The 11,279-nt window shown below is 67.1% G+C and carries 10 protein-coding genes; 6 read left to right on the forward strand and 4 right to left on the reverse strand.

The window, feature by feature from the left end; genetic code table 11:
- Window positions 1-238: 238 nt before the first annotated feature.
- Window positions 239-1,078, reverse strand: coding sequence for an alpha/beta fold hydrolase (locus tag AC1U2B_RS01880; protein ID WP_043986760.1), 840 nt, complete (start codon window positions 1,076-1,078; stop codon window positions 239-241).
- 113 nt (window positions 1,079-1,191) lie between these two features.
- On the opposite strand from AC1U2B_RS01880, the gene AC1U2B_RS01885 reads away from it, so the two are divergent.
- From AC1U2B_RS01885 to AC1U2B_RS01895, 3 genes are read left to right on the forward strand one after another with little or no spacing between them, the layout of a single operon-like run.
- Window positions 1,192-2,394 (forward strand): CoA transferase, encoded by a 1,203-nt coding sequence (locus AC1U2B_RS01885; RefSeq protein WP_480215457.1) that lies wholly within the window; start codon window positions 1,192-1,194, stop codon window positions 2,392-2,394.
- The gene (locus AC1U2B_RS01890; RefSeq protein ID WP_480215458.1) at window positions 2,391-3,191 is read left to right on the forward strand and encodes an acyl-CoA thioesterase; all 801 of its coding nucleotides are present in this window, start codon (window positions 2,391-2,393) and stop codon (window positions 3,189-3,191) included. The genes AC1U2B_RS01885 and AC1U2B_RS01890 overlap by 4 nt, the downstream gene beginning before the upstream one ends.
- Window positions 3,192-3,235: 44 nt before the next feature.
- On the forward strand, window positions 3,236-4,798 hold the full coding sequence (locus AC1U2B_RS01895) for an acetolactate synthase large subunit (RefSeq protein WP_480215459.1): 1,563 nt from the start codon (window positions 3,236-3,238) through the stop codon (window positions 4,796-4,798).
- On the opposite strand, the gene AC1U2B_RS01900 is transcribed toward AC1U2B_RS01895, so the two are convergent.
- The gene (locus tag AC1U2B_RS01900) at window positions 4,799-5,065 is read right to left on the reverse strand and encodes a WhiB family transcriptional regulator (RefSeq protein ID WP_480215460.1); all 267 of its coding nucleotides are present in this window, start codon (window positions 5,063-5,065) and stop codon (window positions 4,799-4,801) included. It lies immediately after the preceding gene.
- A gap of 45 nt (window positions 5,066-5,110) precedes the next feature.
- Complete coding sequence (locus AC1U2B_RS01905; RefSeq protein WP_480215461.1) at window positions 5,111-5,818, reverse strand: dienelactone hydrolase family protein; 708 nt, start codon at window positions 5,816-5,818, stop codon at window positions 5,111-5,113.
- A gap of 161 nt (window positions 5,819-5,979) precedes the next feature.
- Here AC1U2B_RS01905 and AC1U2B_RS01910 point away from each other — a divergent pair, with 161 nt between their 5' ends.
- Window positions 5,980-6,600, forward strand: coding sequence for a TetR/AcrR family transcriptional regulator (locus AC1U2B_RS01910; protein ID WP_480215462.1), 621 nt, complete (start codon window positions 5,980-5,982; stop codon window positions 6,598-6,600).
- A gap of 99 nt (window positions 6,601-6,699) precedes the next feature.
- On the opposite strand, the gene AC1U2B_RS01915 is transcribed toward AC1U2B_RS01910, so the two are convergent.
- Window positions 6,700-8,064: a cytochrome P450 gene (locus AC1U2B_RS01915; protein ID WP_480215463.1), complete on the reverse strand. Its 1,365-nt coding sequence runs from the start codon at window positions 8,062-8,064 to the stop codon at window positions 6,700-6,702.
- A gap of 370 nt (window positions 8,065-8,434) precedes the next feature.
- Here AC1U2B_RS01915 and AC1U2B_RS01920 point away from each other — a divergent pair, with 370 nt between their 5' ends.
- Both AC1U2B_RS01920 and AC1U2B_RS01925 read left to right on the forward strand, forming a co-directional pair.
- Window positions 8,435-10,564 carry an Rv1355c family protein gene (locus AC1U2B_RS01920; RefSeq protein WP_480215464.1) on the forward strand — a complete coding sequence of 710 codons (2,130 nt, stop codon included), beginning with the start codon at window positions 8,435-8,437 and terminating at the stop codon, window positions 10,562-10,564.
- 39 nt (window positions 10,565-10,603) lie between these two features.
- The gene (locus tag AC1U2B_RS01925; protein WP_480215465.1) at window positions 10,604-11,275 is read left to right on the forward strand and encodes a class I SAM-dependent methyltransferase; all 672 of its coding nucleotides are present in this window, start codon (window positions 10,604-10,606) and stop codon (window positions 11,273-11,275) included.
- Window positions 11,276-11,279 lie beyond the last annotated feature (4 nt).

Here is an 11,279-nt window from a genome sequence, read left to right on the forward strand (position 1 = left end):
TGTCTCCGCGAGTCGGGAACCTGCAATCGTGTTGGCGCACAACGCCGCCCGGCATCTCCATCACCGGGATGCATGTTCTGCCCCGGTCAATTGGTAAGCCCGACAATATATTCCGCAGATTCGCAGTCGCCGCGATCGTGATGAGGTAGGGCGCAGCGGATCCGCACGACCAACGCAAGCGGCCGCGTACCGCACACCATCGCATCGGTGTGCGGACGCGGCCGCTCGTGGCAGCAGGTCAGCGCTGCAGGAAGCCCAGCACCGTGCTCTCAAATGCCTCCTTGGCCTCGATCATGGCCCAGTGCCCACAGTTCGGGAACACGTGCAGCTCGGCGTTGGAGATGGTGCGCATCGGGATCAGCGCCATGTCCAGCGGGCTGACGCGATCGTCGCGGCCCCAGGTGAGCAGCGTCGGCGCCTTCACCTTGTGCATCTGCGCCCACGGCTGCGGCGGCGCGTCGGCCGACCGCATGAACTTCATCATCATCTTGAAGGCGGCCTTGCCGTACATCCGGCGAGCCGATTCCAGCGTCTCGGGATCGGAGGCCAGCTTCATGCGCTCTTCGATCAGCTCCTCGGTGACGATCTTCTCGTCGTAGACCATCGAGTTGAGCCAGTCGACCAGACGCTGCCGGGTGGGGTCCTCGGTGAACTCCTGCAGCAGCCGGATGCCCTCCGACGGACCGGGGCTGAAGATGTTGGTGCCGATACCGCCGATGGTGACCAGCTTGCCGATCCGGTCGGGGTTGTTGATGGCGAAGTTGATGCCGACTCCGCCGCCCATCGAGTTGCCGACGATGTCCACCTTCTCGACGCCGAGCGCGTCGAGGAAGGGCACCACCGCGGACTGCGCATCGATCATCGGGTGGCCGCCGAAGTCGTCGCTGACGCCGAAGCCGGGGAACTCCAGGATCAGGCAGCGGAAGTGGGCCGCGAAGGTCGGCAGGATGCCGCGGAAGTTCCGCCAGCCCGTGACGCCCGGCCCGGACCCATGCAGAAACAGCACTACAGGGCCGGTGCCCTCGTCGTAATAACGCAGCGTGCCGCGCTCGGTCTGGACTTCCTTCAGCTCAGTCATACGTTCCAAATTACGGTGCGGATGTCACGCGGCGACGACCACCTCCCGTCCGGCGGGACGCGAGCCGCCCGGGGCCGCCGGATTGTGCTGCGTAGGGCCTCTATGGTGTCCAAATGACCGTGCCGGAGTCTGCGCGTCCGCTGGCGGGTGTGCGCATCGTCGAGATTTCCAGTTTCGTCGCAGTGCCCCTGGCGGGGATGACGCTGACGCAGCTCGGCGCCGAGGTCATCAGGGTCGATCCGATCGGCGGCGCCGCGGACTATCACCGCTGGCCGGTCACCGACGACGGCGACAGCATCTACTGGGCGGGCTTGAACAAGGGCAAGCGATCGGTCGCGGTGGACCCGCGCTCGCCGGAAGGCCAGGACCTGGTCACCCGGCTGATCGTCGACGCCGGCGTCTTCATCACCAATGTGGCGGGCCGGCAATGGCATTCGTACGAGACGCTCTCCGCGCTGCGGCCCGACCTGATCCACGCCGAAGTGTCCGGCCGGGCCGACGGCGGCACGGCGGTGGACTACACCGTCAACGCAGGGCTGGGCTTCCCATTGGTCACCGGCCCGTCCGAACTCCAGACGCCGGTGAACCACGTCCTGGCAGCCTGGGATGTGTCCTGCGGCCTCTACCTGGCACTCGCGGTGACGGCGGCGCTCCGGCACCGCGACACCACCGGCGAGGGCCAGCGGGTCAGCATCCCCTTGGAGAACGTGGCCCTGGCGACCGCAGGCAATCTCAGCTTCCTGACCGAGGTGATGGTCAACGGGGTGAGCCGTGAACGCATCGGCAACTCGATCTTCGGCCAGTACGGGCAGCAGTTCGTCAGCGCCGACGGAGCCGCGTTCATGATCGTCGCGCTGACCGGGCGCCATTTCCGGGACCTGGTCGAGATTACTGGTACCACGAAAGCTGTTGCCGCACTGTCGGAATCGCTCGGCGCGGACTTCGGCGACGAAGGTGAGCGCTACCGCCATCGGGATGCCCTCACCGGTCTGTTCACCGTCTGGTTCTGTGCGCACACCGCTGAGGAGATCGCCGCGGCGCTGGGTGCGACGTCGATCCTGTGGGAGCGTTACCGCGACTTCTCCGAGGTGGCCGTGAGCCCGAAGGTGACCGACAATCCGCTGTTCACCGAACTCGACCAGCCCCGCATCGGCCGGTATCTGGCACCGGGACTGCCGCTGCGGATCGACGGCGAGTACCCGCCTGCCCGCCCGGCACCGGCGCTCGGCGACGACACCACCGCGGTGCTGACCGGCCGGCTCGGGTTGAGCGCCGACGACGTCGTGCGGCTCACGGAAGCGGGGACCGTGGCGTGACCGTGCTGCCTGGATTGCTGGTGGTGTCGCCCGGTGCCGGGGACGACGCCTGGGTGGGCGAGGCCGGGGGACCGGAGGGCAAGCGGGCCTTCGGCGGTCTGCTGATGGCGCAGAGCCTGTCCGCCGCGTGCCAGACCGTCAACCCGGACATGCGCCCCACCGCCATGCACCTGCAGTACCTGCGTGGTGGCGAGGCCGGCGCGGCCACCGACTACACGGTGGCCCGGGTGTACGACGGGCGGACCGCGGCGTCGCGCCGGGTCGAGGCCTGCCAGGCCGGGCGGTTGCTGACCGTTGCGACGGTGTCCTTCTCCGTGGATTTGGCGGGCCCCGAGCACGATGAATCAGGCCCGCTCCCAGAGGATCCCGAGCTGCTGCCGGTGACCGGCCCGCCGGGACCGGCGCCCGCGGTGCCGCTGGACGAACTCGACATCCGGATCGTCGACGACCGGTCGTCGGGCGAGTTCGTGCGCCGCATGTGGTGGCGGGCCACGGTGCCCATGCCGCCGGAACAGTTGTCGCACATGATGATTGCCTGCTACGTCACGGACCTGTACGGGATCGACCCGGCGCTGCAGGTGCACGGCCACTCCATGCAGGCACGCACCCACCGCAGTGGCACCACCGATTTCTCGATCTGGTTCCACCACCCGATCCGGGCCGACCGCTGGAATCTGTTCGAATCGCGCTCGCCTGCGACCGGCCGGGGCCGGGGAGTGATCACCGGGAGCCTGGTCGGCGCGGACGGCACCCGCGTGGCGACATTGGTGCAGGAAGGCCTGATCGCGGACCGGTAGTACCGTCGTCCGCAGGCTGCTGAGGGAACACCTGAAGGAGAACGATGAACGGCGCACAGGCACTGATCCGCACACTGGTCGACGCCGGTGTCGACGTCTGCTTCGGCAACCCCGGCACCAGCGAGATGCACTTCGTCGCGGCGCTGGACTCGGTGCCCGAGATGCGTGGCGTGCTCTGCCTTTTCGAGGGTGTGGTCACCGGGGCCGCCGACGGTTACGCGCGTATGGCCGACAAGCCGGCGGCCACCCTGCTGCACCTGGGGCCGGGCCTGGGCAACGGCATCGCCAACCTGCACAACGCCCGACGGGCCTATTCGCCGATGGTCAACGTCGTCGGCGACCACGCGCTGGGGCACAAGAAGTACGACGCGCCACTGGAATCCGACATCGACGCCATGGCCGGCACCGTGTCTGGCTGGGTGCGCCGGTGCGAGAAACCGGCGGACATCGCCACCGACGCGCTGGCTGCCGTCGAGGCCGCGCAACTGGGGCAGGTGGCCACGCTGATCCTGCCCGCCGACGTCTCGTGGACGGAAGGCGCCGAGCCGTCGGCGGGGGAGCCGGCCACGGGCCCGGCGTCGTTCGACTACCGCGCCGGCGTCGACCCGGACGAGCATGAGCTGCTCGACGCGGGTGCCGAGGTTTTCGGAACCGGCACCGTCATGCTGCTGGGCAGCTCGGCGTGCCGCGAACGCGGCCTGCGTGCGGCTAGCCGGATCGCGCAGGCGACGGGGACCAAGGTGCTGATCGAGACCTTCCCGGCGAGGCTGGAACGCGGTGCCGGGCGGCCCAACTTCGAACGGCTGGCATATCTCGCCGAAGCCGCCCAGTTCCAGCTGACCGGCGCCGAGCACCTGGTGCTGGCAGGCGCCCGGTCCCCGGTGTCGTTCTTCGCCTACCCCGGCAAGGCGAGCGACCTGGTGCCCGTGGGTTGCCGGGTGCACACCGTCGGTGGCGATGTCGTCGAGCGGCTGGAGGCATTGGCCGATGCGGTGGCACCGGGTGGCGAGCCGGTGGTGACGGAACTGAAAATGCCTGAGCTGCTCGGAGATTCGGCACTGACGACGCAGAACTGGGTCGACGTGGTGGCGGCGACGCTGCCTGACGACGCGATCGTTGTGGACGAGTCCAATACCAGCGGATTCCTGTTGCCCCAGGCGACGATGGGCGCGTCACGGCACGACCTGTTGACCCTGACCGGCGGGGCCATCGGCTTCGGGCTGCCGAATGCCGTCGGTGCCGCGGTGGCCTGCCCGGACCGTCCGGTGTTGTGTCTGCAGGCCGATGGCAGTGCGATGTACACGATTTCGGCGTTGTGGACCATGGCGCACGAGCAGCTCAACGTGGTGACGGTGCTCCTCAACAACGCCGCCTACGCGATCCTGCGGATGGAGCTGCAGCGGGTCGGCGCCGAGGCTGGCGGGCCGAAAGCCGCTGCCATGCTTGACCTCTCGGGCCCGACGACGGATTTCGCGGCTTTGGCGGCGTCCATGGGTGTGCCCTCGGCCAAGGCCACGACCACCGCAGAGTTGGCCGACCTGCTGCGCCTCGGCTATGCCACTCCGGGGCCGTACCTCATCGACGCGGCGGTGCCGCCGCTGCTGTAATCAGCGCTCGGACTCGGGTTCACCGGCGTGGCCGGCAAGGGCAGCCACTGCCCGCAACTGCCGCAAGGCGAACGCGCGGGGGCGGCCTCCCTCGGGTATGTGTACGCCGGCAACGACGCCAGAGATTCCCGGGATGCTGATGGCCTCGCCGGCGCAGCGTCGGCGACGCGGACAGCCGCGGCACAACGCCTTGGGTTCGGCGTCGTCGCCGGCGTTGGCCCACCGGTCCGGGTCGGACAGGCACGGCGGCGGCTGCAATGGACTCATGTGGTTCCCCCAAACCTGAGCAGTGGCAAATCTCTTGGTGACCTCTCAGGTGAGATGGTCGTTGAAGAATGAGAAAACCCGATTCCAGGAGTCTTCTGACTCCGGTTCCGAGAACTCCATTCGCACAAGCCTTTCGACGCCTTTGAGTGCGCGGGGCAGGCCGAAATCATTCATGAACCCATGACCGACCAACGGGTACTCCTTGACGTCATGGGTGATGTCGGCGCGCGTCAGCACGGCCTCCAGCTGCTGGGCCGCACCGGCTTTCACGATCAGGTCCTTGGCCCCGTAGCTGGCGACGACCGGGCAGGACCGCTCCAGGGTCTCGATGTCGTCGGGCGCCAGGCCGTACATCGACGCAGCCGCCGAGTAGCCTCCGCGCGAGGCGACCACGAGGGCGAAACCCCCACCCATGCAGAACCCCGCGATGCCGACCTTGCCGCTGCAGCGCGCGTCGGCGAGCAGGTACGTGCGCGCGGCCTCGATGTCGTGATAGGCGGGGCCTTCGCCGGTGAAGTGCGAGCGGATGGTTTTCGCGACGCATTTGATCTTGGGGCGGTGGCCGCCGTACAGGTCCGGGGCCAGCGCCAGGTATCCGGCTGCGGCGAACCTGTCGGCGCTGCGCCGGATGTCGGCGGTCAGGCCTCGGACGTCCTGGATCACGACCACAGCAGGCCACGGCCCGGCTCCGTCGGGCGCCGCGAGGTATCCGGGGATCGGGCCACTGGGCGCCGGGTAGGTGATCGTTGGCATGCGATGTCCGTTTGCTGTGTCGTGGGACCGGGGTGTGACGCTGGATTGCGGCTGATTCCGCAACCCGGCGTACCGATATCTATATATTGCTGAGCAAGTGGTCAATATTGGTTTCCAATATGTGCACATCGTGACACGAGTTTCGTGTATTGTCGACTCGCATGGAGACGGTGTTCACGCGTCGACGCGAACCGGTCAAGCCCACCAGCCGAGACATGATCGTCGAGGCCGCATTGACCGTGTTCGCCGACCATGGCATCCGAACCTCGACGTTGAAGGATGTCGCCGATGCTGCCGGTGTCAGCGTCGGGCGGGTCCAACACCATTTCAAGTCCAAAGACGAGTTGGTCGCCGCCGTCGATGACCACGCCATCGATGCCCTGGCCGCCCAAATTCAGAATCCCGACGTGCCGGCAGACGAAGCGCTCATGGCCATGGGACGCAAGTTCACCGACATGCTGGTCGAGGCCCCACACGTGCTCGAGTACATCTGCCTCAAGCTGGTCGAGCCGGGCGAGGTCGGAAAGACCATCTTCGATGGCATGTTCGCAATCAGCGAGGCCCAGCATCAACAGTTCGCTGAGCGTGGTCAGACGCGCGAAGACCTCGATCCCATCTGGGGCTCGCTCCTGCCGCTCATCCTGCGCGCCGGCACCATCCTGCTGCGCGACCACATCGAGCGTCACCTTCCTGACAAGTTCCTCGACCCCGACCAATTGCGCCGCTGGGACGAGGCGGTGACTGCCCTCATCCGGCACGGACAGCTCCGCTCCGACGAATAGCCCGCGGTCTTCCACGAGCCATCTGCACCAGATGAGCCGGCCGACATACGAGGGGTTGTCGGCCGGCTCACATCATTGGCGCATGACCAGGTCGGTGGCTCACCGCAGTTTGACCCGAGCTCGAATGGGCCCGCCCGCGACCAACGTGAACGGCGCGACCATCGGGAAATCGTCGTCCAGGGAATCGATTTCGGCGTGCCGCACGATCGTTGCCAGCGCCAACGTGGCCTCCAGCATGGCGAAGTGATCGCCGATGCAGCCGCGCGGGCCGCCCCCGAACGGAATGTACTGCCAGCGGTCGCGACCCCGGCTGTTCTCCTCAGTGAACCGGTCGGGATCGAACACCAGTGGACGGTCCCACAAGGTCGGGTCGCGATGCACCGACATGCGACCCATCACGATCATGGTGCCGGCAGGGATCCGGTAGCCGGCCACTTCGACGTCCTTGACCGCCATGCGTGACCCCGTCGCCCCGGGCGGGCACAACCGCATCGACTCCTTGAGCACCTGGATTGTGTAGCCCAGCAGCGGCACATCGTCGGGGGTCAGGTCACGGTCGCCGAACTGGGAGACCTCCCGCAGGACGCGATCCTGGATGTCGGGGTTGCGGCCCAGCGCCCACAGGGAGTAAGCGATGGTGGTGGCGGTGGTGTCCTGGCCGGCGAACATGAAGATCAGTAGCTCGTTGGCAATATCATTGTCCGACAACGGCTTACCCGTGTCAGGGTCTTTCGCCGCGAGCAGATGGCGTACCAGTGGCGCGTCCCGATCGGGATCGTCGCGGCACGCGTGCACCACCCCCAGTGCGAACTCGCGGATGGTCGACGCCGCCGCGTACGCACGCCGGCGCGCGCGGGTTGGAACCCAGCGTGGCAGGCTCACCGGGTTGATCGCCCGGGATACCGCGTAGGTCACCGCGACGCGCATCGGCGCATCGATCGACTCAGCGTGATCGGCCAGGTCGAGCCCGAACACGCTCTGACCGAGCGCGCGCATCGTGACGCGGCGGGCGGCGGCGTCCAAGTCGACCTCTGCTCCGTCTTCCCAAGCGCCGCATACCGATTCGGCGGCTTCGGACATGTGGCCGCCGAACTCGGCGACCGATTGCTTGGTGAACACGGGCTGGATCGTCCGCCGACGCGGCTTCCAGTGCTCGTGGTCGACGACGAAGAGATTGGCGCCGATGATGCGCTCCAGTTCCTGGCTCACGTCACTGGTCTTGTCGATCGACCCGTCGTGGCACGTGACCGTGTCCCGGATGCCTTGTGGGGAGGTGACCACGACCAGGGGAGGCATCAACCACCTCGGCGCCAGGGTGAAACGCGTGACCGGGCCGCCGGCGTCGCGCAGGATATCGGTCCCGGTGTGGAAGGTGCGGCACGCCGTGAGCCGTTCCTTGCGGGGCAGCGGGTTGATCGGGGGGAGCGGCAGCGACGCGACGTCAACGCGCGATTGGTCGACCACGTCTTAACCTGCGACGTTGTCGTCGATCGAGATTGATTTCATCGTAGCGCACATATTCATTCCCCCTGGCCACGGCCATTTTTCTATTGCTCGACGTTATCAGTCTCGACGGTGGATATCCACCTATGCGATAGTGAGTAAATGCCGAGCCAGCATAGAGTGCCTGCCGGTATTTATCGCGCCGATGAGGCATTGCGTAAGCGCGCGATTGAAGCTGCGGGACAAGTCGATTCGTGCTTGAGTGCCCACATCAACGGGTTTCTCCGATGGCTGGTCGGCGACACCGACGAACTCCCCGCACGGCCCATTCCGCACGGTATAGACGGCCCGAATAACGCTGACAGGCATTGCACAGAATTGAGAGCCGATAATGTATCCAGCTGACCCGGACGAATATCGTCCGCAAATACTCGATCCGACCGATTCGGCAGACGCGACCACACTCGATCGGCTCAGTGCCGACCCGCACAACCAGGTCCTCGATCACCACGGCGCCGAGTTGGCCAACCTCCGCCGGCTGCGCCCGGAACCCGCTGCGATGCTCCTGGAGGAACCGGTCCGCTGGGCCTGGTACCCATGGCGGCGAACCCTCGTCTCAGTTCTCGGCCCCCGGGGTTTCCACGCCCTGCGCCTGGATCGCAATCGCAATGGCATCACCGCCGAGGAGCAGACGCGACTGGCTGAACTCACCGTCGGCGTCGCCGGCCTGAGCGTCGGCCACGTGATCGCCCACACCCTGGCCATCCAGGGCCTCTGCGGACGTCTCCGGCTGGCCGATTTCGACCGGATCGAACTGTCCAACCTCAACCGGATACCGGCCACCGTGTTCGACCTCGGCCTGAACAAGGCCGTGGCCACCGCGCGCCGGATCAGCGAACTCGACCCCTACCTGCCGGTCGAGGTTTTCCACGCCGGCCTGACCGCCGAGACCGTCGATGACTTCCTTGACGGGCTGAATGTCCTTGTCGAAGAGTGTGATTCGCTCGACATCAAGGCCATCGCACGGGTCGTCGCCAGGCGTCGGCGCATCCCGGTGCTGATGGCCACCAGTGACCGCGGCATCGTCGACGTCGAGAGGTTCGACGACGAGCCCGACCGCCCGATCCTGCACGGCCTCTTGGGGCCGCTCGATATCGGCCTACTGCCGGGCATGAGCAGCAAGGACAAGATTCCGCACATCCTGCGTCACCTGGAAGCCGAAAAGCTCTCGCCGCGCACAGCGGCCTCGCTGATCGAGCTCGAACGCACGCTGGCTACGTGGCCGCAGGTGGCCTCCGAGGTGATCATCGGCGCGTCAGCGGTCAGTGAAGCCGTGCGCCGCATCGGGCTTGGTGAGGAGCTGCGCTCGGGGCGGTGCCGCATCGACATCGGGTCGTGCCTCGACCAGTTGGCAGAACCGGCCATGGCCGCACCCCGACCCGTCTCGCCGCCGGAACAACCACTCGTCGCCTCCAGCGTCACAGGTCTGGTCGCGGTCGCCGCGATGCGCGCCCCGTCGGGCGGCAACGTTCAGCCGTGGTTGATCGAAGCCGGCGAGGACGAGATCGCCATTTGCCTTGCCCCGCAGTACAGTCCGACAATCGACGTCGGGTTCCGGGGCAGCGCTGTCGCCGTGGGCGCGGCGGTTTTCAACGCGCGGGTGGCCGCCGCCCACCACGGCATCCTTGGACCCGTGACCGTCGACGAGCACCACAGCGGGTCGTGGTCACCGCTGCACGCGACACTCTGGTACGGCGCCGGCGGCTCGCAGGACCTCGCGGATCTGTATGAGGCGGTGCTGGTCCGCGAGACGAATCGGGGCAAGGGCATTCCCACGCCGATCACCGACGACGTGGCTGGGGCTTTGACTGCCGCCGCCGACCGCGAGGGTGGGCACCTGCGGCTCATCACTGACTCCGCCGATTTGGCTTCGGCCGCAGAGATTCTGGGTGCCTCCGACCGCATCCGCTTCCTCACCCCGCACCTGCATCAAGAGATGATCGCCGAGCTGCGCTGGCCCGGCGATCCCGATCCGGACGCCGGGATCGATGTGCACAGCCTCGGCTTCGACGATGGCGGTCTGGTCATGCTCGAACTGCTGCGCCGGCCTGAAGTGATGGCCCAGCTGGCCGACTGGAATGCCGGCGACGCGCTCGGCGATGAGATGCGCAGTAGCGTCACCGGCAGCTCGGCACTGGCCGTTGTCACCGTCACCGGCGGCTCGCTGCGGGACTATGCCGTCGGTGGATCGGCCGCCGAGTCGGTCTGGGTACACGCGCAGCAGCGCGGCCTGGCCGTACAACCGATCTCGCCGGTTTGGTTGTTTGCGCAGGACACTGCCGACCTCACCAAACTCTCGGCGCGCTTCGCCGACCATCTCGGCACCCTGCAACGCGAGTTTCTCGACCTGGCCGGCATCGGTGGGGGCGAAAGGATCGCGTTGATCCTGCGGCTCACCACCGCTGCGCCGGCTGCGGTAACCAGCCGGCGCAGCGCCGACCGGGTCCGGCTACACCAGTAGCCCGCGAGTACTCGTGCACATCGCACTAGCCTGGTCGCCATGAGCGAAGTGATGGACTGGGATGCCGCCTACCGCCACGAGATCTTCATGGGGCCACCGCCCTGGAACATCGGTGCGGCCCAGCCGGAAATCCTCGCGCTCATCGAGGCCGGGAAGGTCACCGGTCCCGTGCTGGACGCTGGGTGCGGTGTCGGCGATGTCGCGCTGGCGTTGGCTGAGCGTGGTTACGACGTCACCGGTGTCGACCTGTCGACTGTCGCCATCGAGCAAGCTGCGGCTGCGGCATCCGATCAGGGCCTGACCACGGCCCGATTCCGGCAAGGCGACATCCGTCACCTCGGCGAGCTCGGACTGACCGAGAAGTTCAACACCGTCATCGACTGCACCCTGTTTCACTCGTTGCCGATCGACGCGCGCGATGACTACCTGCGCGGCATCCACGACGCCGCGGCCGACGGTGCGGCGCTCTACCTGCTCGTGTTCACCAAGGACGCATTGCCGGCCGATTCGCCTTGCCCGATCCCCAACCAGGTGACCGAAGCCGAAGTCCGCGACGCTGTTGCTCGGCACTGGGCCGAGGTGACGACGCAGCCCTCGTTCGTGGCCGTCAAACTCCCCGACATCCCGGGATTGCCGCCGCACAACTTCCCGGTGGACGAGGTGGGCCGCGTTCAGCTGCCGGCCCTGCTGCTCACCGCGCGGAAGGTCTGAGCGG

It is taken from the genome of Mycolicibacterium sp. P4_G11, from assembly GCF_056555145.1.

What these genes read in the sequence shown, in the direction of transcription:
- AC1U2B_RS01880 (WP_043986760.1), bottom strand. Translation starts at nt 1,078, where the DNA reads ATGACTGAGCTGAAGGAAGTCCAGACCGAGCGCGGCACGCTGCGTTAT.
- AC1U2B_RS01885 (WP_480215457.1), top strand. Translation starts at nt 1,192, where the DNA reads ATGACCGTGCCGGAGTCTGCGCGTCCGCTGGCGGGTGTGCGCATCGTC.
- AC1U2B_RS01895 (WP_480215459.1), top strand. Translation starts at nt 3,236, where the DNA reads ATGAACGGCGCACAGGCACTGATCCGCACACTGGTCGACGCCGGTGTC.
- AC1U2B_RS01900 (WP_480215460.1), bottom strand. Translation starts at nt 5,065, where the DNA reads ATGAGTCCATTGCAGCCGCCGCCGTGCCTGTCCGACCCGGACCGGTGG.
- AC1U2B_RS01905 (WP_480215461.1), bottom strand. Translation starts at nt 5,818, where the DNA reads ATGCCAACGATCACCTACCCGGCGCCCAGTGGCCCGATCCCCGGATAC.
- AC1U2B_RS01910 (WP_480215462.1), top strand. Translation starts at nt 5,980, where the DNA reads ATGGAGACGGTGTTCACGCGTCGACGCGAACCGGTCAAGCCCACCAGC.
- AC1U2B_RS01920 (WP_480215464.1), top strand. Translation starts at nt 8,435, where the DNA reads ATGTATCCAGCTGACCCGGACGAATATCGTCCGCAAATACTCGATCCG.
- AC1U2B_RS01925 (WP_480215465.1), top strand. Translation starts at nt 10,604, where the DNA reads ATGAGCGAAGTGATGGACTGGGATGCCGCCTACCGCCACGAGATCTTC.